The organism is Mesorhizobium sp. WSM3864 (assembly GCF_002294955.1).
In the GTDB taxonomy this organism is placed as follows: Bacteria; Pseudomonadota; Alphaproteobacteria; order Rhizobiales; family Rhizobiaceae; genus Mesorhizobium.
In genome coordinates, this window is record NZ_NSGD01000001.1 from 1 (window position 1) to 24,139 (window position 24,139).

At 64.5% G+C, this 24,139-nt stretch carries 25 protein-coding genes, 1 tRNA gene and 1 pseudogene; 12 read left to right on the forward strand and 15 right to left on the reverse strand.

The genetic code is table 11. The features are described from left to right. The 3 genes and pseudogenes from trkD to CK215_RS00015 form a co-directional block, all read left to right on the forward strand. Nucleotides 1-273, forward strand: a pseudogene (gene trkD, locus CK215_RS00005) (potassium transporter Kup); the annotation flags it as partial. Nucleotides 274-421: 148 nt separating this feature from the next. Further along, nucleotides 422-2,338 (forward strand): potassium transporter Kup, encoded by a 1,917-nt coding sequence (locus CK215_RS00010; RefSeq protein ID WP_095829760.1) that lies wholly within the window; start codon nucleotides 422-424, stop codon nucleotides 2,336-2,338. A gap of 35 nt (nucleotides 2,339-2,373) precedes the next feature. After that, complete coding sequence (locus CK215_RS00015) at nucleotides 2,374-3,414, forward strand: aldehyde reductase (RefSeq protein WP_095829761.1); 1,041 nt, start codon at nucleotides 2,374-2,376, stop codon at nucleotides 3,412-3,414. Between the two features lie 34 nt (nucleotides 3,415-3,448). On the opposite strand, the gene CK215_RS00020 is transcribed toward CK215_RS00015, so the two are convergent. Next, nucleotides 3,449-4,342, reverse strand: coding sequence for an SDR family oxidoreductase (locus CK215_RS00020; protein WP_095779786.1), 894 nt, complete (start codon nucleotides 4,340-4,342; stop codon nucleotides 3,449-3,451). Nucleotides 4,343-4,508: 166 nt separating this feature from the next. On the opposite strand from CK215_RS00020, the gene CK215_RS00025 reads away from it, so the two are divergent. Further along, the gene (locus tag CK215_RS00025) at nucleotides 4,509-4,919 is read left to right on the forward strand and encodes a helix-turn-helix domain-containing protein (RefSeq protein ID WP_066998811.1); all 411 of its coding nucleotides are present in this window, start codon (nucleotides 4,509-4,511) and stop codon (nucleotides 4,917-4,919) included. A 90-nt stretch (nucleotides 4,920-5,009) separates the two neighbouring features. After that, a complete protein-coding gene (locus CK215_RS00030) occupies nucleotides 5,010-6,305 on the forward strand; it encodes an NAD(P)/FAD-dependent oxidoreductase (RefSeq protein WP_095780867.1) in 1,296 nt (431 codons plus the stop codon). Here the strand turns inward: CK215_RS00030 and CK215_RS00035 are convergent. After that, nucleotides 6,193-6,912: a glutathione S-transferase family protein gene (locus tag CK215_RS00035; protein ID WP_170950183.1), complete on the reverse strand. Its 720-nt coding sequence runs from the start codon at nucleotides 6,910-6,912 to the stop codon at nucleotides 6,193-6,195. The two genes, CK215_RS00030 and CK215_RS00035, sit on opposite strands and share 113 nt — an antisense overlap. Nucleotide 6,913: 1 nt before the next feature. Then, the gene (locus CK215_RS00040) at nucleotides 6,914-7,219 is read right to left on the reverse strand and encodes a Rieske (2Fe-2S) protein (protein WP_067323282.1); all 306 of its coding nucleotides are present in this window, start codon (nucleotides 7,217-7,219) and stop codon (nucleotides 6,914-6,916) included. A 95-nt stretch (nucleotides 7,220-7,314) separates the two neighbouring features. Here CK215_RS00040 and CK215_RS00045 point away from each other — a divergent pair, with 95 nt between their 5' ends. The 3 genes from CK215_RS00045 (at nucleotide 7,315) to ilvC (ending at nucleotide 9,726) form a co-directional block, all read left to right on the forward strand. Next, a complete protein-coding gene (locus CK215_RS00045) occupies nucleotides 7,315-7,770 on the forward strand; it encodes a MarR family winged helix-turn-helix transcriptional regulator (protein WP_067323285.1) in 456 nt (151 codons plus the stop codon). A gap of 128 nt (nucleotides 7,771-7,898) precedes the next feature. Further along, on the forward strand, nucleotides 7,899-8,576 hold the full coding sequence (locus tag CK215_RS00050; RefSeq protein ID WP_170950184.1) for a TetR/AcrR family transcriptional regulator: 678 nt from the start codon (nucleotides 7,899-7,901) through the stop codon (nucleotides 8,574-8,576). A gap of 130 nt (nucleotides 8,577-8,706) precedes the next feature. After that, on the forward strand, nucleotides 8,707-9,726 hold the full coding sequence (gene ilvC, locus CK215_RS00055; protein ID WP_067323290.1) for a ketol-acid reductoisomerase: 1,020 nt from the start codon (nucleotides 8,707-8,709) through the stop codon (nucleotides 9,724-9,726). 58 nt (nucleotides 9,727-9,784) lie between these two features. On the opposite strand, the gene CK215_RS00060 is transcribed toward ilvC, so the two are convergent. Both CK215_RS00060 and CK215_RS00065 read right to left on the reverse strand, forming a co-directional pair. Beyond that, the gene (locus tag CK215_RS00060) at nucleotides 9,785-10,069 is read right to left on the reverse strand and encodes a PilZ domain-containing protein (protein ID WP_067323293.1); all 285 of its coding nucleotides are present in this window, start codon (nucleotides 10,067-10,069) and stop codon (nucleotides 9,785-9,787) included. A gap of 164 nt (nucleotides 10,070-10,233) precedes the next feature. Then, nucleotides 10,234-10,830, reverse strand: a complete 597-nt coding sequence (locus CK215_RS00065; RefSeq protein WP_095829762.1) for a BA14K family protein — start codon at nucleotides 10,828-10,830, stop codon at nucleotides 10,234-10,236. Between the two features lie 162 nt (nucleotides 10,831-10,992). Between CK215_RS00065 and CK215_RS00070 the strand changes: the two genes are divergently transcribed. Together CK215_RS00070 and CK215_RS00075 are read left to right on the forward strand one after the other, a co-directional pair. Beyond that, nucleotides 10,993-12,105: an endonuclease/exonuclease/phosphatase family protein gene (locus CK215_RS00070; protein WP_095829763.1), complete on the forward strand. Its 1,113-nt coding sequence runs from the start codon at nucleotides 10,993-10,995 to the stop codon at nucleotides 12,103-12,105. Nucleotides 12,106-12,109: 4 nt separating this feature from the next. Then, nucleotides 12,110-12,829 carry a hypothetical protein gene (locus CK215_RS00075; RefSeq protein ID WP_095829764.1) on the forward strand — a complete coding sequence of 240 codons (720 nt, stop codon included), beginning with the start codon at nucleotides 12,110-12,112 and terminating at the stop codon, nucleotides 12,827-12,829. Nucleotides 12,830-12,856: 27 nt separating this feature from the next. Here CK215_RS00075 and CK215_RS00080 read toward each other — a convergent pair whose 3' ends face one another. Genes CK215_RS00080 through CK215_RS00090 form a run of 3 tightly spaced genes read right to left on the reverse strand, consistent with a single transcriptional unit; the run spans nucleotide 12,857 to nucleotide 16,064 of the window. Next, nucleotides 12,857-14,074: an ABC transporter permease gene (locus CK215_RS00080; protein ID WP_095829765.1), complete on the reverse strand. Its 1,218-nt coding sequence runs from the start codon at nucleotides 14,072-14,074 to the stop codon at nucleotides 12,857-12,859. Next, on the reverse strand, nucleotides 14,071-14,781 hold the full coding sequence (locus CK215_RS00085; protein ID WP_095829766.1) for an ABC transporter ATP-binding protein: 711 nt from the start codon (nucleotides 14,779-14,781) through the stop codon (nucleotides 14,071-14,073). Before CK215_RS00085 ends, CK215_RS00080 begins: the two co-directional genes overlap by 4 nt. After that, nucleotides 14,778-16,064, reverse strand: coding sequence for an efflux RND transporter periplasmic adaptor subunit (locus tag CK215_RS00090; RefSeq protein ID WP_095829767.1), 1,287 nt, complete (start codon nucleotides 16,062-16,064; stop codon nucleotides 14,778-14,780). The genes CK215_RS00085 and CK215_RS00090 overlap by 4 nt, the downstream gene beginning before the upstream one ends. A gap of 132 nt (nucleotides 16,065-16,196) precedes the next feature. Between CK215_RS00090 and CK215_RS00095 the strand changes: the two genes are divergently transcribed. After that, nucleotides 16,197-17,099, forward strand: coding sequence for a PhzF family phenazine biosynthesis protein (locus tag CK215_RS00095; RefSeq protein WP_095779777.1), 903 nt, complete (start codon nucleotides 16,197-16,199; stop codon nucleotides 17,097-17,099). Nucleotides 17,100-17,204: 105 nt separating this feature from the next. Beyond that, nucleotides 17,205-17,280: transfer RNA gene (locus CK215_RS00100), tRNA-Lys, on the forward strand. Nucleotides 17,281-17,811: 531 nt separating this feature from the next. On the opposite strand, the gene cobT is transcribed toward CK215_RS00100, so the two are convergent. Genes cobT through cbiE form a run of 7 tightly spaced genes read right to left on the reverse strand, consistent with a single transcriptional unit; the run spans nucleotide 17,812 to nucleotide 24,139 of the window. After that, on the reverse strand, nucleotides 17,812-18,837 hold the full coding sequence (gene cobT / locus CK215_RS00105) for a nicotinate-nucleotide--dimethylbenzimidazole phosphoribosyltransferase (RefSeq protein WP_095829768.1): 1,026 nt from the start codon (nucleotides 18,835-18,837) through the stop codon (nucleotides 17,812-17,814). A 24-nt stretch (nucleotides 18,838-18,861) separates the two neighbouring features. Next, nucleotides 18,862-19,632, reverse strand: coding sequence for an adenosylcobinamide-GDP ribazoletransferase (gene cobS, locus CK215_RS00110; RefSeq protein WP_066998720.1), 771 nt, complete (start codon nucleotides 19,630-19,632; stop codon nucleotides 18,862-18,864). Beyond that, nucleotides 19,629-20,945: a cobyrinate a,c-diamide synthase gene (locus CK215_RS00115; protein ID WP_066998722.1), complete on the reverse strand. Its 1,317-nt coding sequence runs from the start codon at nucleotides 20,943-20,945 to the stop codon at nucleotides 19,629-19,631. The genes cobS and CK215_RS00115 overlap by 4 nt, the downstream gene beginning before the upstream one ends. Beyond that, a complete protein-coding gene (gene cobA / locus CK215_RS00120; RefSeq protein WP_170950185.1) occupies nucleotides 20,942-21,757 on the reverse strand; it encodes a uroporphyrinogen-III C-methyltransferase in 816 nt (271 codons plus the stop codon). Before cobA ends, CK215_RS00115 begins: the two co-directional genes overlap by 4 nt. Continuing rightward, nucleotides 21,754-22,518 (reverse strand): precorrin-4 C(11)-methyltransferase, encoded by a 765-nt coding sequence (gene cobM, locus CK215_RS00125; protein WP_095829769.1) that lies wholly within the window; start codon nucleotides 22,516-22,518, stop codon nucleotides 21,754-21,756. Before cobM ends, cobA begins: the two co-directional genes overlap by 4 nt. Beyond that, nucleotides 22,515-22,901, reverse strand: a complete 387-nt coding sequence (locus CK215_RS00130; RefSeq protein ID WP_095830136.1) for a cobalamin biosynthesis protein — start codon at nucleotides 22,899-22,901, stop codon at nucleotides 22,515-22,517. The genes cobM and CK215_RS00130 overlap by 4 nt, the downstream gene beginning before the upstream one ends. Then, a complete protein-coding gene (gene cbiE / locus CK215_RS00135) occupies nucleotides 22,898-24,139 on the reverse strand; it encodes a precorrin-6y C5,15-methyltransferase (decarboxylating) subunit CbiE (RefSeq protein WP_095779770.1) in 1,242 nt (413 codons plus the stop codon). Before cbiE ends, CK215_RS00130 begins: the two co-directional genes overlap by 4 nt.

Below are 24,139 nucleotides of genomic sequence, written 5' to 3' on the forward strand. Positions count from 1 at the left end.
TTCATGCGGGTCACGCTGACCTTCGGCTACATGGAGCAGCCGAACATTCCGCGCGCGCTGGCAATCTGCCGCAAGCAAGGATGGAAATTCGACATCATGACGACGTCCTTCTTCCTGTCGCGGCGCTCGCTGAAGGCCTCGCCCAATTCCGGCATGCCGATCTGGCAGGACAGGCTGTTCATCGGCCTTGCGAAGACGGCGGCGGATGCGACGGAGTATTTCCAGATCCCCACCGGGCGCGTGGTCGAGATCGGTACGCAGGTCGCGATCTGACGCTTCAAGCATCCACATTGTGCCATAGATTTGAATGCACCTCTGCAGGTCGAGCCTTGCACTGGCGGTATGGGAGCCCTAACGCCAGGGCACTTGATATTGCACTGCAGCAAGCGTAGAGCACCGCGCATTTTATCGGAGTGTCGTCATGGCCCTTGCCAATGGTGCTGAGGCAGAACCCGTCGAGCAAACGGGGCATCCGGAGATAGAGCAGCACAGCACCAAGGTGCTGATGCTGGGCGCGCTGGGTGTCGTCTATGGTGATATCGGCACCAGCCCGATCTACGCGTTCCGCGAGGCGCTCGTTGCTTCCTCGCGCGGTGAGGTCGCCGATCGCGGCGATATTCTTGGCGTGCTGTCGCTGATCATCTGGTCGCTGACGATCATCGTCACGATCAAATACATCATGTTCGTGCTGCGCGCCGACAACCGTGGCGAAGGCGGCGTGCTCTCGCTGATGGCGCTGGCGCGCAGCACTTTCGCGACGCGTTCGGCGATCATCCTGGCCATCGGCATCGCCGGCGCCTCGCTTTTCTTTGGCGACGCCGTGATCACCCCGGCCATCTCCGTGCTTTCGGCCGTCGAAGGCATGAATGTCGTGACACCCGCCTTTCAGCCTTATGTGGTGCCGCTGACGCTGCTCATCTTGGCCATTCTGTTTGCGGTGCAGCGGTTCGGCACAGGTGGTGTTGCCTTGATCTTCGGGCCGATCACCGCCGTGTGGTTCCTCGCCATCGGCCTGTCCGGGCTGAACCACATCATTGCCGATCCTGAAATCCTCTGGGCGATCAGCCCGCACTACATCGTCGCCTTCCTGATCCATTCGCCGGACGTGGCCTTTGTCACGATCGGCGCCATTTTCCTGGCCGTCACCGGCGCGGAGGCACTCTACGCCGACCTCGGCCATTTCGGGCGCAAGCCGATCGTGCTGGCATGGCTGGCGATCGTATTTCCCTGCCTGCTGTTGAACTATGCCGGGCAGGGCGCTTTCGTGCTCGCCAAGAACGGTGTCGTCGGCCATCCGTTTTTCGAGATGAATGAAGGCTGGGCGCTGATCCCGATGGTGATTCTGGCGACGGCAGCGACCGTTATCGCCAGCCAGGCGGTGATCTCCGGTGCCTTTTCGCTGACCAGGCAGGCGGTGCAGCTCAACATGCTGCCGCGGCTGGAGATCCTGCATACGTCCGAAAAACAGTCGGGCCAGATCTACATGCCGCGCGTCAACATGCTGCTGGCGCTGGTGGTGATGCTTCTGGTGGTCGGTTTCGGCGCGTCCAGCAGACTTGCCTCGGCCTACGGGATCTCGGTGACCGGCAATATGCTGGTGACGACGGTGCTCCTCTTCGTCGTCATGACCCGTATCTGGAAGTGGCAGCTCTGGGTCGCGGTGTCGTTAACGGCTCTGTTTGCCTTCATCGATGTCGGCTTCTTTGCCTCCAACATCGTCAAGGTCTTCGAAGGCGGCTGGGCGTCGCTCGCCGTGGCTTTCGCCATCATCCTCGGCATGTGGACCTGGGTGCGCGGCAGCCGCTACCTGTTCGACAAGACGCGACGCAACGAGATCCCGCTCGACTTCCTGGCGGCGAACCTTTTGAAGAAAAAGCCGCAGCTGGTGTCCGGCACCGCCGTGTTCCTGACCAGCGATCCGCTGAGCGCGCCGACCGCGCTCATGCACAGCCTGAAGCACTATAAGGTGCTGCATGAGAAGAATGTCATTCTTTCCGTGGTGACCGCACCGCAGCCGGTGGTGCCGGATAGCGAGCGAGTGAAGATGGAGGCGGTCAACGAGCTCTTCATGCGGGTCACGCTGACCTTCGGCTACATGGAGCAGCCGAATATTCCGCGCGCGCTGGCGATCTGCCGCAAGCAGGGATGGAAGTTCGACATCATGACGACGTCCTTCTTCCTGTCGCGGCGCTCGCTGAAGGCCTCGCCCAATTCCGGCATGCCGATCTGGCAGGACAGGCTGTTCATCGGCCTTGCGAAGACGGCGGCCGATGCGACAGAGTATTTCCAGATCCCCACCGGGCGCGTGGTCGAGATCGGCACTCAGGTCGCCATTTGAGGGACTGCAACGCCTAAAGGGGTGGGGAGGTGGGAATGGGCGGTGAGTTGGTGCTCGTTACCGGCGGCTCCGGGTTCCTCGGCGCGCACTGCGTTCTAGCCCTGTTGCAGGCAGGCTACCGCGTCCGCACAACAGTGCGATCCGACAAGCGCGAAGCCGATGTTCTCGCCATGCTGAGGGTCGGCGGTGCCGAGCCGGGCGATGCGCTTTCCTTCGCCTACGCCGATTTGACGACAGACGCCGGCTGGCCGGAAGCGGTCGCGGGATGCCAGTACGTTCTTCATGTCGCCTCGCCGTTCCCGCCGGGCGTGCCGAAACACGAGGACGATCTGATCGTTCCTGCGCGCGAGGGTGCGTTGCGTGTGCTGCGGGCCGCGCGCGATGCCGGCGTCAAACGAGTGGTGCTCACTTCGTCCTTTGCGGCCATCGGCTATGGCCAGACGCCAATTCCGGGCAGTCCGTTCACGGAAGAGAACTGGACCAACCTGGCGGCCAAGGTGAGCGCCTATGTGAAGTCGAAAACGCTGGCGGAACGTGCGGCCTGGGATTTCCTTGCCAGCCAGGGCGGAGCGCTGGAACTGACGGTCGTCAATCCGGTCGGGATATTTGGACCGGTTCTGGGGCCGGATCATTCGACCTCGACGGACTTCATCAAGCGCTTGCTGGACGGCGAGATGCCGGGTCTGCCGCGCATGGTGTTCGGTGTGGTCGATGTGCGGGACGTGGCGGATCTGCATCTGCGCGCCATGACCAGTCCCGCCGCCAAGGGGGAGCGGTTCCTCGCCATCAGCGGCGATTTCATGACGACGCTGGCGATCGCACAAACGTTGAAATCGCGGCTGGGCAGCGTTGCGTCGCGCGTTACGACGAGAATGCTGCCGGACTGGCTGGTCCGGACCGTCGGACTGTTCGACGGGCAAGCGGCTCAGATCGTGACGGAATTGGGCAAGGCCAGGAACGCAACCGGGGCCAAGGCCATGCGCATGCTTGGCTGGGCGCCGCGATCGCGCGAAGAAGCGCTCGTCGCCACCGGCGAAAGCTTGGTCCGGCTCGGATTGCTCAAAAAGTCGAGGTGACGCGCCCGGGAGGGTACCTCCCAGGCGCAACGGTTCAGCCAAGCAGTGCGGCCTTGTTCCCTTCCAGGAACTGCTTCAGCGTCTTCGGCTTGCGGCCCGACAACGTCTCGATAGCGTCGGTCACCATGCCGATACGGCCGGAGCGTGTGTTGGCGTCGAAGGAAACGACAATGCGCGCAAAGTCCTCGGGAAGGCCGGCCGCCTTGACGCCCTCGGTCAAAGCCTCGTCAGGCAATTGGATAACCTCCAGCGGCTTGCCGGTGACTTCGCTCACCAGAGCGGCAATTTCGTTCGTCGTGTAGGCATGCGGGCCGGTCAGCGTGTAGACGCGGCTCTCCGTCGAGCCGGAAGCGAGGCTCGCGGCGATCGCGGCGGCCATGTCGTCGCGCGCGGCGTGCGCGATCCGCCCGTCGCCGGCCGACGTGTACCACTTGCCCGACGAAATGGCGTGCGGCAGCGCCATGAAAAGGTTCTCCTGGTACCAGCCGTTGCGGAAGATGGTGTAGGGAATGCCGCTCGCCTTGATGGCCTGCTCGGTGCCGTAGTGGTCGGCGGCAAACAGCACCGGCGAGACCGGCTCGGGATTAGGCATCGAGGTGTAGAGGAGGTGCGAGACGCTTGCCGCCTTGGCTGCGGCCACCGCGGCCTGATGCTGCTTGAGGCGCCGGTCGCTCTTCAGGTCGAGCTCACTGGTCGAGACGATCAGCACTCGGTCGGCGCCTTTGAACGCGCGCTCCAGCGAGGCCGGATCGTCGAAATCGGCCGGCCTGACGACAATGCCGAGGGCTGCCAGGTCGCCGAGATTTTCGGGATTGCGCGTGGTTGCGATGATATTTGCCGGCGCGACTTTCTGCGCATCGAGCAGATGGTTGATCACGGCGCGGCCGAGATGGCCGGAAGCGCCGGTGACGAGGAGAGTTTCGGTCATGGGAGGTTCCTGAAAATTGCGTCGAAGGGATTTGAACGATGGTCTCAAAAAGAGACCAGCACTAAAATAAGAATTGACCAGGGGCCGTAAAGAAGGCAGTTTTCCGGGAGGTAGGCACAGCCGGGAAACCACCGGCGGGTGGCCGTTTCGATCAATGGATGTCGCGATGGACAGCAAGATCTTCAGTCTGAAATCGAAGCTCGAGGTCTACAAAGCCATGACCGGCGGCGGCAATTTCGCCGACTGCCCGGTCCGCGACGTGATCCAGGGCATCAGCGGCAAATGGAGCTCGCTGCTGGTCATGGCTTTGGCCGAGAAGCCGTACCGGTTCGGGGAGTTGCGCCGCCTGGTGCCCGACATTTCGCAGCGTATGCTGACGCAGACGCTCTACGATCTGCAGCGCGACGGCTATGTGCATCGCGAAGTCTTTCCGACCAAGCCGCCGAGCGTCGAATACAGCCTCACCGATCTCGGCCGCTCGATGTTTGCGCCATTGCAGATGCTGATCCAATGGGCCGAGCTCAACCACGATGCCGTTCGTGAGGCGCGCGTCGCCTTCGATGCCGCGCAGGCCTGAGCCTTTCCTCCCCGATACAAGCGTCAAAGCGCCTCTTGATCTCGCGCTTTCGCTGCGGGATTGTTCCTCGCCGGTTCGGGTTTGGGCGCAATGGACAAGCCTTACGAGATAGCGATCGCCGGCGCGGGGCCGGCCGGACTGGCTGCGGCGCTCTATCTCAGGCGGGCAGGGCATAAGGTCACCGTCTTCGAGCGCTTCGACGAGCCGAAGCCCGTCGGTTCGGGGCTGATGCTGCAGCCGACCGGGCTGACGGCGCTCGCCGATCTCGGGCTGCTTGACGAGATTCTTTCGCTAGGGAGCCGTATCGAGCGGCTACACGGGACCGATGCCAAAAGCGGGCGAACAGTGCTCGATGTCCGCTATGACGCGCGCCGCGGTCGCCGCTTCGGTCTCGCGGTGCACCGGGCAGCGCTCTTCGGCGTACTCTATCGCGCTGCCCGGCGCGCGGAAATTCCCATCGAAACCAATGTCGAGATCGAGACGCTGGAGACGGGTGAACGTGCGCGGCCGGTCTGCGCCAACGGAAAGCGGCTGGGGTCTTTCGATCTGGTCGTCGACGCCAGCGGCGGGCGCTCCAGGCTGCGGCAATGCCTTGGCGACACGGCTGTGCCGCGTCCGCTCACCTATGGCGCGTTCTGGGCCTCACTCGGATGGCGCGACGGTTTTGACGAAAAGGCGCTGCTGCAGCGCTACGACAAGGCAAGCATCATGGTCGGCGTGCTGCCGATCGGCCGGCCGGATACTGGCGCCGGAGCCATGGCTGCCTTCTTCTGGAGCCTCAAGCCGGCCGGAGCGGAACAGGTGAGAGCCGAAGGTCTGGGCGCCTGGAAGGCGAAGGTTGTTTCGGTCTGGCCAGAATGCGAGGCCTTCACCAGCCAGATCGACAGTTTCGAGCAGCTCTCGCTGGCCCGCTACGGCCACCACACGATGAGGCTGCCGGCCGGCCGACGTCTGGCGGTTATCGGCGACGCCGCGCATTCGACCAGTCCGCAGCTCGGGCAAGGCGCGAACATGGCGCTGCTTGACGCGGCAGCACTCAGCCATGCCCTGGCGCGAACGAGCGACATCGACGAAGCGCTGATGACCTATGCAAGGGCACGCCGCTGGCACGTGCGGGTATTCCAGGCGCTGTCGTTGTCGTTGACGCCGTTCTACCAGTCGGACTCCGTCGTGTTGCCGTTCGTGCGCGACCGGCTGGTGGCGGCGCTGGCGAAGATCCCGCCGGTGCCGCAGTTGCTCGCCGCCATGGTCGCGGGAACGGTGATCGACCCGTTCAGGCCGATCGGGCTTGCGGAATCGCAATGGCCTGCAGCCGGATCATTCGCGAAAGATAGGATGCCTTTGCCCGAAGGAAGGCGTGCAGCCGCAGCGGATAGTCCGGACTGACAGCCTCCTTCACCGATTGCCGGTCGCTCAACGCCTTGCGCCAGGCCTGGACGAGAGGCTTACCGTCCAGGATGCCGCAAGCGCCGATCTCGTCGAACGTGTCGAAGTAGCGGAAGATCGGCCCGTAGACGGCGTCGACCAGCGAGAAGCGCTTCCCGGCAAACCACGGACCGCTCCGCCTTGCCGACAGTTCTGCCTCGACACGCTCAAACAGTTCCGACAAGCCGCTGCTTTCCTTGAGGAAGCCGGCCTCATCGGCGGCGGAATAGAAGCGCCCGATGGCGTTGAGGATGGCCGAACCGAATTCGACCCAGGAGCGGTGCCTGGCCCGCATGAGCGGATCGGCCGGGTGCAACGGATTGGCCTGCGTCTCCTCGAGGAATTCGAGAATGACGACGGATTCGAAAATGATCTCCTCCTTGCTGCCGTTTCGAACGCAGAGCAGCGGTACCTTGCCGAGCGGCGAGATAGCCTTGAACCAGTCGGGCTTGCTGGCAAGGTCGACATTGACGCGCTCGAACGGCACGCCTTTCTCGGCGAGGGCGATTGCCGCACGCTGGACGTAGGGGCAAAGGTGATGACTGACGAGGGTGAGTTTGGCCGTCATCTTATTCTCCCCAGACATAGTTCAGCGCGCCGTCCTCGACGCGGGTCGACAGGAACATCAGCCGCGAGCCCTTCGGCGCCGGGCCTACGAGGCGCTCGCCGCTTTGCATGTCGAAGCGGGCGCCGTGCCACTGGCAGATGAAGGCGCCGTCCTTGCAGTCGAGTGGCCCGCCGAAATGCAGGCAGGCATTGGCTGCGGCACGGACACGCTCGCCGCTGCGCCAGACGTGGACCTCGCGGCCGAAGAAAGGCGCGATCAGGCTGCCCGTCTGCGGGATGTCGGCCACTTTACAGATCTCATGTTTCATCGGGAACTCCTTATCGATGCAATTGCATCTATGTGAATGCATTTGCATCGACCGTCAAGCTTGATGCAATTGCATCTATCGAATAAAGTTCCTCGATGACGAGAAAATCTCTTCCGCCCGAGGCCGTCAAAGCCTGGGGCCGCCTGATGCGCGTTTCGCGCCAGCTGGTCGAAAAGACCGAGTATGCCCTGAAAGCCGGCGGCTTGCCGCCGCTCGCCTGGTACGACGTGCTGCATGAGCTTGCCGAGGCGGGCGAGGGCGGCTTGCGGCCGTTCGAGCTGATCGATCGCGTTCTGTTGGCGCAGTACAGCGTGTCGCGACTGCTGGCCCGGCTGGAAGCGGATGGCCTGCTGGAAAAGCTGCCTGTCTCGGATGACGGCCGTGGCCAGACAGTGCGCATCACGCCAAGCGGCAGGGAGATGCGCCGCCGCATCTGGGCGGTCTATGGCGCGTCCATAGCCGAACTGATGGGCGACAAGCTTTCCGCCAAGGAGCTGGAAACGCTGGCTGCACTGCTCGGGCGGTTGCGCGAGCCACCGGCCGGCGATTAGCTCACGAGTGTTTGTGGGTACCGTCAGATTTTTTCGCCGCAGCCCCTTGCGTTGGAAACCCGAATGCGCAATAAGCCGAACCGTAACGTACGGTACGCATTATTGAGCGACCGGGAACGGGTGAAAACGTGTTGCAAGCCGCCGCCGACACCGACAGCAGCGAAACGCTCACCGAGCGGCAGCAGGCCGTTCTGGACGCAGCACTTCGCCTACTGGTCGAAGAGGGCGACAACCTGACCATGACCGCGGTGGCGCGGCGGGCAAGCTGCTCCAAGGAAACACTCTACAAATGGTTCGGCGACCGCGACGGGCTGCTGACGGCGACAGTGCAATGGCAGGCCTCGAAAGTGCGCGTGGCGCCGGTCGACCGCAAAGGCCTCGACCTCGCTTGGCTGACCGCAAGCCTCGAACGCTTCGCTGCCGACTGGCTGAGGGTCATCTCCAGCGATACGTCGATCGCGCTCAACCGTGTCGCGGTCGGCCATGCCGGCTCCGGGAAGGATGACCTTGGCGCGATCGTGCTGCAGAATGGGCGTTTCGCGCTGGCCAGGCGTCTGAAGCCCGTGCTCGAAGCGGGACGCGAGGCCGGGCTGCTCGACTTAGACGACGCCGAGACAGCGTTCCGGACGTTTTTCGGTCTGGTCGGCCGCGACGTGCAGATGCGGCTTCTGCTCGGCGACCGGCTGCAATTGACCGAGGCGACGATCGGCGGCGATGCCGCCCGCGCGACGCAGCAGTTTCTCGCTCTCTACGGCTCAAGGACCGGGAGAGCAAACAACCGGCCGCAAGGCCCCGGAGCCGGATGATTTCAGGTCAAGTCGACCTGAAATCTGAATCCGGCTCCAAATCCAAGAGATAGAGCATGATGTCGTCCGAAAACCGCTTCACACTTTTCGGCATCATGCTCTGATCTTCAAAAACGGGAAGGAAGACGAAATGCGTGTCTATTACGATCGTGACGCCGATCTCAATCTGATCAAGGGCAAGAAGGTCGCCATCATCGGCTATGGCAGCCAGGGCCGGGCGCATGCGCTCAACCTCAAGGATTCCGGCGTCAAGGAGATCGCCATCGGCCTGAAGGCCGGCTCGGCGACCGCCAACAAGGTCGAGGCCGACGGGCTCAAAGTGATGAGCGTGGCGGATGCCGCCAAATGGGCAGACCTGATGATGATGGCAACGCCCGATGAATTGCAGGCCGACATCTACAGATCAGAGATCGCGCCGAACATCCGCGACGGCGCCGCCATCGCCTTCGCGCACGGCCTCAATGTGCATTTCGGCCTGATCGAGCCGAAGGCTTCGGTCGATGTGGTCATGATCGCGCCGAAGGGCCCCGGCCATACCGTGCGCGGCGAATATCAGAAGGGCGGCGGCGTGCCGTGCCTGGTTGCCGTCAACCAGGACGCTTCGGGCAATGCGCTCGACCTCGCGCTCTCCTATGCCTGCGGCGTCGGCGGCGGCCGCTCCGGCATCATCGAGACCAATTTCCGCGAGGAATGCGAGACCGATCTGTTCGGCGAGCAGGTGGTGCTGTGCGGCGGTTTGGTCGAGCTGATCCGCGCCGGTTTCGAGACGCTGGTGGAAGCCGGCTACGCGCCGGAGATGGCCTACTTCGAGTGTCTGCACGAGGTGAAGCTGATCGTCGACCTCATCTATGAGGGCGGCATCGCCAACATGAACTACTCGATCTCGAATACCGCCGAATGGGGCGAATATGTCTCCGGTCCGCGTATCATCACGGCCGACACCAAGGCTGAGATGAAGCGCATCCTGAAGGATATCCAGACCGGCAAATTCACCTCGGAATGGATGCAGGAATATCGCGCCGGCCTGTCGCGCTTCAAGGGCATCCGCCGCAACAACGACAGTCATCAGATCGAAGAGGTTGGCGCGAAGCTGCGCGCGATGATGCCGTGGATCGCCAAGAACAAGCTGGTCGACAAGGCGAAGAATTAATTCGGTCTATTCGTGCTTCGTGAAAGCCGGCGGAGCGATCCGCCGGCTTCTCTCACGCTCAGCCGTAATGCCAATGCGGCTTCGGCTCGGTGCCCGCGAATTCCACGCCGATGCGGTCGTCGCGGCGCCAGCGGACGATCGCCTTGTAGCCGATCCGGTCCTTCGTCACGTAAAGCAGGAATTCGTCGGGCACATGCGCCTCGATAGGCAGCTTCAGTTCGGCGCCGCCAGGATGCATGTTGCGCACCGTGCACATGACCCCGGAATTGTTGATGCCGGTCAGGATCGCCGCGCCCTTCAGCACGCGTTGCCGGCGCTTGCCTCTCAACTCGTTCTCGGTCATGGCGGAGTCGTCCTAGCGGATCGCAGCTTGGCGATCGTCATATGGGGCACCGCATCACGGATAGACGCATCTGCTAAATTTAAGGTTATCGCGTCGCCGTCGGGCGCGCCCTGACAAAAAGAAACGGCGCCCGCCGGGCGCCGTTGAGCTTCGTGCCGAGGGGCTCAGATATAGGGCGAAATGCACTGCCGGCGCGGGCCGTTATAGGGCTGGAACGTGTTGTCCCAGGCCCGATAGGACCGGTAGCGGTCGTGGCACCATTGGACATGGGCCCTGGAAAGCCGCTCGGTCCGGTAAATGCGCCGCGGCTGATAGTAGCGCGGATAGGGATCGTAATAATAGGGATTGTAGAAATTGTTGTAGGCGAGGCTGCCGAGGCCGAGGCCTAGGCCGAGCCCAAGGATGGCCGCGCCCCCGCTGTCGAAGTGGCGATGGCGATGATGGCGATGATGCCGCCAGCGCCAATTGCGATCTCCATCCCAGTTGCGGGAGAAATGACGTGCGCGGAAGTCGCCGCTACGCCATCTAAAATCGCGGCCGCGCCAGTCACCGCCGCGCCGCCAGCGCCAGTCATACATCTGACGCCGGTCGTTGCCGCCGGCCCAGCTGTCGCGAACGGGAATGATGGTGGATGCGGCCGTGCTGGTCACGGTCGACATATCGGGCTGCAGGACCGGGCCGGCAATCGACGGCACCGTCAGCCCAGCGGAGAGACCCAAGGCCAGAAGCCCGGATCCAAGGGAAGACAAGAGCGGTTTCATTTCACTCTCCACGAGTAAGGCCCCACGCCCAAAACGCTCGGGAATAGGCCTATTGATGGAACTTTCCATCTGAACGGAAGATGAACAGAAAGGTTCCGTCAACCATAACGGGCCTGCGTATGCTCTTGTGTTCGCCATTGCTTGCGGGCAAAGGTCTCGGCCATGTCGCTGCGCCTCGCCACCTTCAATGTCGAGAACCTGATGAACAGGTTCGACTTCTCCGGCTATCGCAACCAGCTCAACGAGGACCGAACGCTGGCGCTGTTCGACATCCAGAGCGAAGCAGAATACAGGCTGCTCGAACAGGCGCGCACGATCGCCCAGTCCGACGACACCCGCCAGCTTACCGCGCTCGCCATAGCCGCGACACGCGCCGACGTCATCTGCATGCAGGAGGTGGATAACATCGAGGGGCTGAAGGCCTTCGAATATGGCTATCTCTTCAAGATGATCGGGCAGGGCTATCGTCAGAAATACACCACCGCCGGCAACGACTCCCGCGGCATCGACGTCGCCGTGATGATGCGCAACGAGACCGCGCAGGGGCAGCCGATCGAATTCGTGCGCATGACCAGCCATGCCTATGTCACGTTCGAGCAGTTCGGACTGTTCACGCCGGAGCTGGCGGCGTTCGGGCACCTGGCCACCGAACGCGTCTTCCGGCGCGACTGCCTGGAAATCGACATAACGGTCGGCGGCATGCCGCTTACGCTGTATCTCGTGCATTTCAAATCAATGGGCTCGCCGCGCAACGGTCTCGATGGCCGCGAGGCGACGATGCCACTGCGCATCGCCGAGGCGCAGGCCGTGCGCCGCATCATCGAGGACCGCTTCGGCAAGGACCATGCGGCCGACAAGCGCTGGGCAATCTGCGGCGACATGAACGATTACCGGCAGCGCGTGAAGATCGAAGGCGACAGCTTCGACGGCTATCGCTTCCACGTCGTCGACGAAGCCCAGTCCTCGATCAACGTTCTGACCGCCGGCGGCTTTTGCGAAAATGTCGTCGAGCGGCGGCCCGAGATGGACCGCTGGAGTTTTTATCACACGCGCGGCCCGCAAGAGCGGCATTTGTGCCAATTGGACTATATCCTGCTGTCGAAGGCCTTGGCGGCGAAGAACGCCACCGCGGTTCCGGAGATCATCCGCAACGGTCAGCCTTGGCGCACCATCTTTCCGCCTGGCCAGGAAGTAGAGCGTTTTCCGCGTGCCGGGTGGGACAGGCCGAAGGCCTCCGACCATTGCCCGGTGGTGATCAACCTGGACATGGCCTGAGCCCGTGAGCTTCGACCTGCCGCGCAATGTCATTTTGCCGGTCGACGCGGTCGACGTACGGCTCGTTGCCAGCCCGCATCCGTTCGAGCGCGACAATCAGACAGCGATCGCGGAAAACTGGTGCCGCGAAATGGAGATGAAGCCGGCGCTATATGACGGCACCGTGGTGCTGCTTTCGGCGCTGAGCTATCGTGACAGCCGGCTCATCGGCCGCTGCCATGCGGTGAAGTACTCGACTTTCATGCTGTGGCGCAAAAACCGGGAGCTCAGCGGCGCCGAACATGCCTATGCGCACGCCGTGCTGGTTGCCGGCGACAATGCGCTGGTGGCGATCCGGATGGGCTCGCACACGGTGAACGCCGGCCGCGTCTATTTCGCCGCCGGCTCCTTCGAGCCGATCGATTTCCGCGACGGCCTCGTCGATATCGATTTCAACATGATCCGCGAGGTGGGCGAGGAAACCGGGATCGATCTGTCGGGCGCCGCACGCGGACAGCGCTACTACGCGCTGTCGACATCGAGCGGCACGGTGATCTTCCGTCGCTTTCGGGTGGCCGAGCCTGCCGACGAGATCGCGCAGCGCATAAAGGCGTTCGTCGCGGCCGAGGCGGACCCGGAGATCGAAGGTCCGGTCATCATCCGCAACGCAACCGACCTGCCGGTCGGGCTGATGGGGCACATGAAGCCGCTGATCGAGTGGCATTTCGCCAACGAGCTGGTTTGACTCGGTCACGGGCCGACGACGCGGCGGTTACTCGTGCCTGAGCGCCTCGATCGGATCGAGCCTCGCGCCGCGCAATGCCGGGAAGAAGCCGAACACCATGCCGATCAGCGCCGAAAAACCGACGGCGAGCAGGATGACCGCCGGGCTCGGCGCGAAGGGTATCGTCAGCGTCACCGAGGCCAGGCCTGCGAGCGCCAGTCCGATCAGGATGCCGATGATGCCGCCGACCAGCGACAGCACCGTCGCCTCGACCAGGAACTGGATCAGGATGTGTTTTTCGTGCGCGCCGATCGCCAGCCTGATGCCGATCTCGCGCGTGCGCTCAGTGACCGATACCAGCATGATATTCATGATGCCGATGCCGCCGACCAGAAGGCTGACGCCGGCGACGGCACCCAGCATGCCGGTCATGGTGGTGGTGGCGCTAGCCATGGCGTCGGCGATCTGGGTCATGTCGCGGATCGAGAAATCGGCATCGCGGTCCGGCGTGATGCGGCGCGTGTCGCGCAGGATGTCCTCGACGCGCGGCTGCAGTTCGGTGGTCGGCGTCCTGTCGTCGGCGGCGATGTAGATCGAGTCGATGTCGCGGTTGCCGGCGATGCGCCGCTGGTAGGCGGCCAGCGGCATCAGCACGACATTGTCCTGATCCTGGCCGAAGCCGGTGTAACCCTTGGGCTCGAGCAAGCCGATGATCCGGCAGGAGGTGCGGTTGACGCGGATCGTCTCGCCCTCCGGATCGCCGGCGCCGAAGAACTGCTGCCGCACCGTCTCGCCGATCAGGCAGACGCCGGCGCCGGCGCGCGTCTCGGAATCGCTGAAGGGACGGCCCGACACCAGCTTCCAGTCGCGCGCGTCGAGATAGGCGCTGTCGGTGCCGGTAACGCCCGACGTCAGGCTCTCCGTCCCGAAGATGACCCGCACCTGTTTTTGCGACGCCGGTGCGATGGCGCGTGCGCTGCTGAGATGGGCAGCCAGTGCTTCGAGGTCCTTGGCGGCCAGCGGTCGGGTGACCTGGTCGAGCCCGCCCGGGCCGCCAGGCCCTGCCGGACGGCCCGAGCGGACGACGAGCAGGTTGCTGCCGAGTTTCGAGATGTCGGTCTTGACCTTCTCGGTGGTGCCGGAGCCGATGGTGAGCATGGCGATGACTGCGGCGACGCCGATGACGATGCCGAGCAGGGTCAGGAACGAGCGCAGCACGTTCCGGCGGATGGAAATCAGCGAAAGGCGGACGGTTTCCCAGATCATGCTGCCTCGGCTTTCGCTGTATCTGAAGCGACGTGGCCGTCGAGGAAGCGCACCGTGCGCCCGGCATATGCCGCGACGTCGGCTTCGTGCGTGACCATGACGATGGTGAGGCCGAGTTCGGCGTTCAGCCTGGTCAGCAATTCCATGATTTCGTGCGTGCGCGCGGTGTCGAGATTTCCGGTGGGCTCGTCGGCGACGAGCAGAGTCGGTTTGGTGACGATGGCACGCGCGATCGCCACGCGCTGTTGCTGGCCGCCCGAGAGCTCGGTCGGCGTGTGATGTTCGCGCCCGACAAGTCCGACTTGGGCGAGCGCCTGCATGGCCAGCTCCCGGCGCTCGCGGGCGGAAACGCCGCGATAGATCAGAGGCAGCTCGACATTTTCCGCCGCCGTGGTGCGGGGCAGGAGATTGTAGCCCTGGAAGACGAAGCCGACATAAAGGTTGCGCAACAGGGCGCGGCGGTTGCGGTCGAGCCGGCCGGCATCGACACCCATGAAGCGGTAGGTTCCGGCCGTCGGCGTGTCGAGACAGCCGATGATGTTCATCGCCGTCGACTTGCCCGAGCCGGACGGTCCCATGATGGCGACGAACTCACTTCTGCGGATGGCAAGATCGACGCCGGCAAGTGCGTGCACGCACGCTTCGCCCTCGCCATAGCTCTTCCATACACTGTCGAAGGTGATGAGCAGGGGAGCGGACACGGTCAGCTCCGTTGCTGCGAGCCGGTGATGACCTCTGCGCCTTCCTCGAGGCCGGACGTGATCTCGGTCAGTTCACCGTCGGTCGAGCCGATCCTGACGTTGAGGGCATGCGGCCGTCCGTTGTCCAACACATAGAGCGTGCGTGAGCCGTCGATCGGCGCTTTCGTCGCCTCGCGCTGCCGGTTGGGGCGCCCCATGCGGCCGGTAAAGAGGTCGCGCAGGCTCCAGCCGCGGGCCGCCTGTTGCGCCGGGCGGTAACGGAAGGCTGTGGCCGGCACGGTGAGCACGCCCTTGGCCTGCCGGGTCACCACCGCGACCGTGGCGGTCATGCCTGGCCTGAGCAGAAGTTCGCCGTTGTCGACTTCCAGCCGTGCATTGTAAGTGACGACGCCGTCGGTGGTGACGGAGGCATAGGAGATGTCGCGGATCTCGGCGTCGAAGGGACGGTCCGGGAAAGCATCGACGGTGAAGCGGGCATGCTGGCCGGGCTTGACCTGACCGATATCGGCCTCGTCCACCGCCGCCTGCAGCTCCATGTTCCGCAAGTCGGCAGCGATGACGAACAGCACCGGCGCCTGCAGCGAAGAAGCGACCGTCTGCCCCGGATCGACGGAGCGCGTGAGCACGATGCCGTCGATCGGCGCGTAGATGGTGCTCTTGGCAAGGTCGGTCTGCTGGGCCTTCAGATCGGCTTCGGCGATGGCGAGATTGGCCTCGGCGCTGTCGAGCGCTGCCTTGGAGCGATCGCGCGTCGCTGTCGCTGCCTCAAGCGACTGGTCCGTCGCCATGCCGCGCTTGGTGAGGGCGCTCGCGCGGACCACCGCATTCTGGTTTTCCTGCAGCGTGACCTTGGCATCCTCGACGGCGGCCGCCGCCGCCTTTGCCGAGGCGGTGGCGCGCTCGATCTGGACTTCGAGCTTGGCGGTGTCGAGCGTCGCCAGAACGTCGCCCTTCTTGACCTGCTGGTTCTCGTTGACGGCGACGGCGCGCACGATACCGGAAAGCTCGCTGGAGATGTCGACCTGTGTCAGCGGCTGCAGCGTGCCGGTCGCCGACACCTTGACGGTCAGGTCGGCAGTCGTCGCCGGCGCGGTCGTGTATTCGATCCGGGGCGGCGAGACGGCGTTCCAGCGGTAGCCGGCGATCGCGGCCGCCACGACAGCCAGCGCCAGCAGCGCGTAGAGCCAGAAGCGGCGGAGCTTGCGGCTCACGCCTTTGCGATCGAGCCCGAGGGCCGTTTCGATGGAAGTGTCGGTTTCTGCGTTTGGCGGATTGACAAGCTGGTCCACCACGGACCCCTATAACGACAAATTGATGTCCCTATCCGTGAACAAATCATGCCTTGAGGTTCGAATTTCAAATTAAATTTCCCTCATGTTGGGATCGAGCAGAAATTCGGGACGAGGCGGAAGGTTTTCCAAATGATGCGCGACTACTTGCTTTACGACGTGTTTACGACCGAGCGGCTGGCCGGGAATCCGCTGGCGGTGGTGCTCGACAGCGAGGGGCTGGATACGGCCGCCATGCAAGCGATCGCGCGCGAATTCAACCTGTCCGAGACGGTGTTCGTGCTGTCGCCCGAAAATCCCAAGCATCGCAACCGTATACGCATCTTCACGCCCGATTATGAGATGCCGTTCGCGGGCCATCCGACGGTTGGGTCGGCTATCGCGCTTGCGGAGCAGGCTGGCGAAGCGACTGGCATCTTTGTGCTGGAGGAGAACATCGGCCCCGTGCGTTGCGCGGTCAGCAGGCATGATGGCGCTACCTTCGCCGAATTCGACTTGGCGAAACTGCCTGAGCGGCTGGAACTCGCCGCCGAACCGGAAATGATCGGCGCCGCGCTTGGCCTTGGCCCGCATGAGCTCGGCTTCGAGAATCACCGCGTCTCCTTCTGGTCGGCCGGCGTGCCCTACGTCACCATTCCGGTTGCCGGCCTCGAAGCGGCCGCAAAAGTCAGGCTGGACAACCAGGCATGGTCCGAACTCGCGCCGCGCAAGAGTGAATGGGCCTTCGCCAGCCCGTACGTCTATTGCCGCGAGACGGTGCATCACGACAGCGCCTTCCATGTGCGCATGATCGTGCCTGGCAATCCTTCCTACGAAGATCCGGCGACCGGCTCCGCGGCGGCGGCCTTTGCCGGCGCCATCATGCATTTCGATGGTCCAACGGACGGGATCTCGCAGCTTTGGATCGAGCAGGGGCTGGAAATGGGGAGGCCCTCGCGCATCCGGCTCGAACTCAATGTCGACGGCGGAAAACTGGCCTCCGCGCGCATCGGAGGCCATGCGATCAAAGTGGCAGAAGGCCAGCTTTTTGTGTGACACCTGCGGCAATTCGGCGATTTGTCGGGAAATGATCCGGCAGGGCTGGACATCGCTCAAACCGGCGGCTATATGCGCCGCCGACGCTGGATTTCCCGGCGGTGTGGGTGTGTAGCTCAGTTGGTAGAGCAGCTGACTCTTAATCAGCGGGTCCACAGTTCGATCCTGTGCACACCCACCAAATTCTTCTCATAAAACCGGCAAACAAGCGAGACGGGCACCAGTCCTTCTGCGCTGTCTTGCTCAAGCTGGCCTTGAACTTGACCTTCATCGTGATCTGGCCGGTCACCGTAACCTGCGGCCCGCCATAACCGCCGACATTGCGGTCCCGGGCATTGACGTTAGTTGTCATGCCGGTGATTTCGCAGGTGTCGGCGACAGTCTCGGCCACCATGGCGCAACTGACGGCCGCGACCTTGTAGAAAGAGCGAAGTGCGGCCTGCTGCTGGGCGGCTGCGTCCTCGTCGTCCTTGACCGGAAGGGTCATCGAAATCGACGATTGGATTCTGGCAGATCCGTCTTCGCCGGGGCGAAGCGGGCGAACATATTGATCTTGGGCAAGGACCGGCAGTGCCATCCCAGCAAGAAACGTAACAAATATTAGGCCCTTCAAATACATCGTTTCGATCTCCCGTGAAACATCTCTGTCGCACGAAACAATCAAGACGACGTTATTTCGTCATTTCAACAGCGTTGAAATTTTGAAGGAAGATTATTTTTCCGAAACGCCGGCTTCCGCGAAACTCGCCATTCTCGTATGACACTCCAGCGCCGAGCGGACGATGTTGACGGCAAGGCAGGCGCCGGAGCCTTCGCCGAGCCGCATGCCGAGGTCGAGCAGCGGCGGCAGGCCCAGCGCTTCGAGCAGGCGGCGATGACCGGCTTCGGCCGAGACATGGGCGGCGACGGTGTGCGCCAGCCCGGTCGGGTGCAGCCTTGCCAGCGGCGCCACGGCGGCGGTGCAGACGAAGCCGTCAAGCAGCACCGGCACGTTGTTCTTGCGCGCGGCGAGCGTGGCGCCGAAGATCGCCGCAAGCTCGCGTCCGCCAAGCGCTCCGGCGATCTTCAGCGGGTCGGAAAGCGAATCGGCATGGCGCTTCAGGCCCGCCTCTATGGCGGTGATCTTGCGGATCAATCCGGCATCATCGACGCCGGTGCCGCGGCCGGTCCATTTTTCCGCGCCGCCGCCGAAAAGAGCGGCCGAGATCGCTGCTGCCGGCGTGGTGTTGCCGATGCCCATCTCGCCGAAACAGACGAGGTCGAGATCGTTGGTCACGGCGTCGTAGCCGGCCGAGACCGCGGCGAGGAAGGTCTGCTCGTCCATGGCCGGCGCTTGCGTGAAATCGCCGGTCGGGTGGTCGAGATCGAGCGGGATGACGTCGAGCCCGGCGCCGGCGACGCGGGCGAGCTGGTTGATCGCAGCGCCGCCGCCGGCGAAGTTCGCCACCATCTGCACAGTGACTTCCGAAGGATAGGCCGACACGCCCTGCGCGGTGACGCCGTGATTGCCGGCAAACACGAAGACCTTGACCGCATCGAGCTTCGGCATGTCGCGGCCCTGCCAGCGGGCCAACCACGCGGCGATCGTTTCCAGACGGCCGAGACTGCCCTGCGGCTTGGTCAACGTGTCCTGGCGACGGGCAACGGCGGCGGCGGCCGGATCGCTGCCGCCGGACAGATCGAGGCAGGCGGCGCGAAGGTCTTCGAGCGATTTGAACGAAGTTGTTTGGGGGGACATGAGGGCAAGGTCTCCGAAAGAGAATCAGGAAAGGCAAACGGAAGCGACAAGCAGCACGGCGATCTCGCCGAGCTGCTGCAGCGCGCCGATCGTGTCGCCGGTCTGGCCGCCGATCTGGCTGAGGCAGAGCGCACGAAAGGCGGCAAACACCAGGCCAAGCAGGACGACCGCGGCAATTGCGCCGCCGAGGCCGAGCGCCAACAGCGCCACGGCTCCGAGCGCGGCGCCAACGACGGCGGTTTCGGCAGTGACCGAGCCCGCGTCGGCCGACAGCCCATCGGGGCGCGCCGGCGGCAGAAGATGCATGAAGGCGCCGAACAGGCCGCGCGAGGCGGCGTGCGCTGCCAAAAGCGCCAGGAAGATGTGGCCAGGGCCGGCCAGTTCCGAAAGCGCGCTCCAGCGGATGAGCAGCGAGATGCCGAGCGCCACGGCGCCATAGGCGCCGATGCGGCTGTCGCGCATGATCTCCAGCTTCTTCTCGCGCGTCCTGCCGCCGCCGAATCCATCGGCGATATCGGAGAGCCCGTCCTCGTGCAGGCAGCCGGTGACAAGCATCGTCGCTGCAAGCGCGAGCGCCGCAGCCGGACCGGCGGCAAGGCCCAGGGCGCCAACGATGGCGTAGACAAGCGCGCCGATGACGGCGACGGCGAGACCGGCAAAGGGTGCCGCCCAGATCGCTTCGGCTAGGCTGCGGCCGCCGAAATCGCTCGACGGCAGCCTCAGCCGCGTCAAGAAGACAAGGCTGAGGCCTATGTCGTCGAGCAATCGCCGAGGCTCGTAAAGGCCGCCGCTCATGCGCCCCTCGCAATGGCATGGAAGAAAGTGCCGCTGACATGGCCGCGCCGGTAACCCGACGCGCCCAGCGGATTGCCCTGGCCGTCGGCGAGGTCCGCCAGCGGCTCGTCATTGCCTGTGGCGGCGATCTGCGCATAGTGGAACTCATGGCCGCGGATGAGCATGCCTTCGCTGCCAAGCGGACACCCGGCGCGCAGCCGCGCCTCGCGATAGCCGAGGTTCATCTTGCGCCTGGCGAAGCTGGTCGAATGGCCAAGCAGGCCAAGCATTTTATGGCTCTCGCCGTCCGCATCCTCCAGCACCTCGCCCAGCACCATGAAGCCGCCGCACTCGCCATGCACTGGCTTGGTCGCGGCGAAACGCGCCATTCCCGCACGGAAGTTGCCAGCGGCCGCAAGCTTGCCGGCATGCAGTTCTGGATAACCGCCTGGCAGCCAGCAGACATCGCAATCTTGGCTCGGCGCTTCGTCGGCAAGCGGTGAGAAGGGCACGATCTCGGCGCCAGCGTTTCGCCAGTATGAGGCGACGTGCGGGTAGAGGAAGGTGAAGGCGGCGTCCTCGGCCAGCGCAATGCGCTGGCCTGGCGGCTGCAATGCCTCGCCGAAGTCGCCGGCCGCGGGTTCAAGAGGAGACGCCAGCGCGAGAATGGCGTCGATATCGAGCGACTTCTCGACCATGTCGGCAAGCCGGTCGAGATGCGCCATGAGGTTCTCGTGCTCCCCTGCTTGGACGAGGCCGAGATGCCGCTCCGGCAGGTTGAGCGTCGGATCGCGCATGATGGCGCCGACCACCGGCAGGCCGATCGCCTCGATCGCGTCGCCCGCCAGCCGGCGATGGCGCTCGCTGCCAAGGCGGTTGAGCACGACGCCGGCCATGCGCACATCCGGATCGTAGGTGGCAAAGCCCTTGGCGACGGCGGCGGCCGTGGTCGACTGGCCGGAAACGTCGAGCACCAGAAGCACCGGCAGGCCATAGAGCCTGGCGAGATCGGCCGCCGAACCCGAACGGCCTTCCGGGGCGGGAATGCCGTCGAAAAGGCCCATCGCGCTTTCGAGAATGACGTACTCGGCACCACACGCTGCCTGGTTCGCCAGCGCGTTGAGCAGGGAAGGCGGCATCGCCCAGCTGTCGAGATTGACGCCGGAGAGGCCGGTGGCGGCGGTATGGAAGCCGGGATCGATATAGTCCGGTCCGGACTTCGCGCCGCGCACCTTCAGCCCGCGCCGGGCAAGCGCGCGCAACAGGCCTATGGTGACGCTGGTCTTGCCCGAGCCGGAGCGCGGCGCGCCGATGATGATCGCGCGCGCCGTCATGCCCCGCCCGCCAGTGCCGCGCGCATGGCGACGATACCGCCGACGACGATCAGCGCCGGGGAGGCGAGCCCGGCGGCAGCGGCCTCCTCGGCGATTGTGGCGAGCGTGGCGACAACGATGCGCTCCTGCGGCGTGGTCGCTGCGACGATCACGGCGGCAGGCGTCGACGGCGCGAGGCCACCGCTGAGCAGCTTTGCCGCTATCACCGGCAGATTGGCCATGCCCATATAGATGACGACCGGCTGGCCGGTGCGCGCGATTGCGGCCCAGTCGATGTCGTCATCGGTGCCGGCGGCATGGCCCGTGGCAAGGATGACCGCCTTGTTGATGCCGCGCATGGTGGCAGGGATGGCGGTGGCGGCCAATGCGCTGAGACCGGAGGTGAGGCCGGAGAGCACCCGAAATGGTATGTTTTCCCGTGCCAGCGACAACGCCTCTTCGCCGCCGCGGCCGAAAATATAGGGATCGCCGCCCTTGAGCCGCACGACGCGGCGGCCCTCGCGCGCCAGCCGACCGAGCAGGGCGTTGATGTCGTCCTGCTTCATCGAGGGCTGGCCGCCGCGTTTACCGGCGTAGAAGAGCTCCGCGCCTGCAGCAACCGCGACGACGTCGAGCGAGACCAGCGCGTCATAGACCAGCGCATCGCATTGCCCGAGTGCCGCCAGCACTTCTAGCGTCAGGCAGCCGGGATCGCCGGGGCCGGCGCCGGCCAGCCAGACATGGCCGGGCTCCAGCGCGCGCGGCTTGAAGTTCAGCCGCGCCAGCGCCTGCTCCACCGTTGCCCGTCCGTTTCTGTTGGTGCTGGCGTTCACAATCCGTCCCGTCCGCGAAAACGCCGCTGGTAGTGGGCGTCGTAAAGTGAGCTCTCGCCGAAATCCTGCGCGGCCAATGCGCTGCCGACGAAGATGATCGCCGTGCGCTCCATCGGATTTTGCGCAAGCTGCGCCTCGATCGTGCCCAGCGTGCCGGTCAGAATGCGCTCGTCCGGCCAGGAAGCGCGGAAGACGACCGCCACTGGGCATTCTGCGCCGTAGAGCGGCGTGAGTTCGGCAACGATGCGGTCGATGGCATGGATGGCGAGATGGATGGCTAGAGTTGCGCCGGTGCGGCCGAAGCCGGCAAGCGTCTCGCCGGGCGGCATTTTCGAGGCGCGGCCAGACACGCGGGTCAGCACGAGGCTCTGCGCGAGCTCGGGAATGGTAAGCTCGCGCCGAAGCGCCGCCGCTGCCGCCGCGAAGGAAGGCACGCCCGGCGTCAGCGTGTAGGGGATATCGCGCTTCTCGAGCCGCCGGATCTGCTCGGCCACTGCGCTCCACACCGAAAGGTCGCCGGAATGCAGGCGCGCGACGTCCTGGCCGGCTTCGTGGGCGGCAAGATATTCGGCCTCGATCTCGTCGAGCGACATCGGCGCGGTGTCGATCAGCCTGGTTCCGGGCGCGCAGTGTTCGAGCAGTTCCGGCGCGACGATCGAGCCGGCATAGAGGCAGACCGGGCAGGACGCCAGCAGGCGGCTGCCGCGCAAGGTGATGAGGTCGGCAGCACCAGGGCCGGCGCCGATGAAATGGACGGTCATTTTCGGCCTCCACCAAGGGCGATGGCGCAGGTAACAGGACCAAGTACCGTGCGCGGCCCAAGCAGTTTCGCCTCTTTGCCGGCCGCGGCCAGGGCCGACGCTTCCGAAACCGACGGCGTGCCGGCATGAGCCCGCGACCATTCGGATTGGCTGATCGTGCCGGACGAGACGGTTTGCAAGGCGTCGTCGGAGACGACGAGCACGGGCAGGTCGAGGTCGCGACCGGCAAGAAAGATCGCTTGCTCGTCGCGTTTCATTTCGCCCGTTGCCAGCGCTGAAAGCGCGGTTACTGCCAACCCATGCGCTTCGAGCGCGGTCTCGATCGCGGCCCGCACGTCGCGCGCCATCACACCCTTCCGGCAGCCGATACCCGCGACCATCATGGCTTTACCCAGCTCCATTGCATGACCGGCATGGCCGGACGCCAGGCTTGCATGGATCCTACCGGCGCCGCACGCGAGAGGGCGATGCGCAGTAGGTCGCCGCCGCGCCTGGTATGCTGGTCAAGCAGGAGCGCCTCCATTTCCAGCGTCACAGCATTGGCGACCAACCGGCCGCCGGCGCGCAGCGACTTGATCGCCGTCTCCAGCACGCCGGCATCGCTGCCGCCGCCTCCGATGAAGATGGCGTCTGGTGTCTCCAGTGTTGCCAGCTCTTTCGGTGCCGAGCCTTCGATGACGACGAGACCGGGCACGCCGCAATGCGCGGCGTTGCGATGGATGCGGGCGGCGCGCTCGCTGTCGGCTTCGATGGCAATCGCCCGCATCGAAGGGTGGGCCAGCATCCATTCGATGCCGATCGAGCCGGAGCCGGCACCGATATCCCAGAGCAATTCGCCGCGCCGCGGCGCCAGCGCCGACAGCGTCATGGCGCGGATTTCGCGCTTGGTGATCTGGCCGTCATGCTCGAACAGATGATCGGCAAGGCCGACGGTCAAAGGCAGGATGCGCGCATCCGGAGTCGATTCTATTTCGAGCGCCAGCACGTTGAGCGGATTGATGTTCTTGAGATCGAAGGCGTCGGCTCGGACAGCGCGGCGCGTTTCGTCCTGGCCGCCAAGCGCTTCGAGAACCGTCAACCGCGACGGACCGAAGCCGAGTTCGTCAAGCAGCGCGGCGATGGCGGCCGGCGCGTCGCTGTCGGATGTGAGCGCAAGGATACGTGCGCCGGGGTGGAGCAGGGGGCGGAGGATGTCGATCGGGTGGCCATGCAACGAGATGGTCTCGACATCCTGCAGCGCCCAGCCGAGGCGGGAGGCGGCCAGCGACAGCGATGACGGCGCCGGCAGGACGAGCATCTCATCCGGTTTCACTTTGCGCGCCAGCGTGACGCCGACGCCGTGGAAGAACGGGTCGCCGGAAGCCAGCACGCAGACGCTTCTGCCTTCGAGCGCCAGCACGTCATGCATCTCGGAATCGAACGGCGTCGGCCACGGTCGCGCCCTGCCCTTGACCAAGTCTGAGACGAGCGCGAGGTGCCGCTTGCCGCCAAAGATTACTTCGGCCTCGGCGATCCTGCGCTTGGCCTCGTCGCCCAGACCCGCTACACCGTCCTCGCCGATGCCGACGATGGTCAGCCATCTTGCGACCGGCTTGGCAGCGCGCGAACCCTCAGCAGGCAT

Coding starts and splice junctions, on each gene's coding strand:
- CK215_RS00115 (WP_066998722.1), bottom strand. CDS start 20,945: ATGACGGCGCGCGCGATCATCATCGGCGCGCCGCGCTCCGGCTCGGGC.
- cobM (WP_095829769.1), bottom strand. CDS start 22,518: ATGACCGTCCATTTCATCGGCGCCGGCCCTGGTGCTGCCGACCTCATC.
- CK215_RS00040 (WP_067323282.1), bottom strand. CDS start 7,219: ATGAAACATGAGATCTGTAAAGTGGCCGACATCCCGCAGACGGGCAGC.
- CK215_RS00020 (WP_095779786.1), bottom strand. CDS start 4,342: ATGACCGAAACTCTCCTCGTCACCGGCGCTTCCGGCCATCTCGGCCGC.
- CK215_RS00035 (WP_170950183.1), bottom strand. CDS start 6,912: ATGACGGCCAAACTCACCCTCGTCAGTCATCACCTTTGCCCCTACGTC.
- CK215_RS00070 (WP_095829763.1), top strand. CDS start 10,993: ATGTCGCTGCGCCTCGCCACCTTCAATGTCGAGAACCTGATGAACAGG.
- CK215_RS00010 (WP_095829760.1), top strand. CDS start 422: ATGGCCCTTGCCAATGGTGCTGAGGCAGAACCCGTCGAGCAAACGGGG.
- CK215_RS00080 (WP_095829765.1), bottom strand. CDS start 14,074: ATGATCTGGGAAACCGTCCGCCTTTCGCTGATTTCCATCCGCCGGAAC.
- CK215_RS00060 (WP_067323293.1), bottom strand. CDS start 10,069: ATGACCGAGAACGAGTTGAGAGGCAAGCGCCGGCAACGCGTGCTGAAG.
- CK215_RS00130 (WP_095830136.1), bottom strand. CDS start 22,901: ATGATGGTCGCGGGTATCGGCTGCCGGAAGGGTGTGATGGCGCGCGAC.
- CK215_RS00045 (WP_067323285.1), top strand. CDS start 7,315: ATGACGAGAAAATCTCTTCCGCCCGAGGCCGTCAAAGCCTGGGGCCGC.
- CK215_RS00015 (WP_095829761.1), top strand. CDS start 2,374: ATGGGCGGTGAGTTGGTGCTCGTTACCGGCGGCTCCGGGTTCCTCGGC.
- cbiE (WP_095779770.1), bottom strand. CDS start 24,139: ATGCCTGCTGAGGGTTCGCGCGCTGCCAAGCCGGTCGCAAGATGGCTG.
- CK215_RS00030 (WP_095780867.1), top strand. CDS start 5,010: ATGGACAAGCCTTACGAGATAGCGATCGCCGGCGCGGGGCCGGCCGGA.
- ilvC (WP_067323290.1), top strand. CDS start 8,707: ATGCGTGTCTATTACGATCGTGACGCCGATCTCAATCTGATCAAGGGC.
- cobS (WP_066998720.1), bottom strand. CDS start 19,632: ATGAGCGGCGGCCTTTACGAGCCTCGGCGATTGCTCGACGACATAGGC.
- cobT (WP_095829768.1), bottom strand. CDS start 18,837: ATGTCCCCCCAAACAACTTCGTTCAAATCGCTCGAAGACCTTCGCGCC.
- CK215_RS00065 (WP_095829762.1), bottom strand. CDS start 10,830: ATGAAACCGCTCTTGTCTTCCCTTGGATCCGGGCTTCTGGCCTTGGGT.
- CK215_RS00095 (WP_095779777.1), top strand. CDS start 16,197: ATGATGCGCGACTACTTGCTTTACGACGTGTTTACGACCGAGCGGCTG.
- CK215_RS00025 (WP_066998811.1), top strand. CDS start 4,509: ATGGACAGCAAGATCTTCAGTCTGAAATCGAAGCTCGAGGTCTACAAA.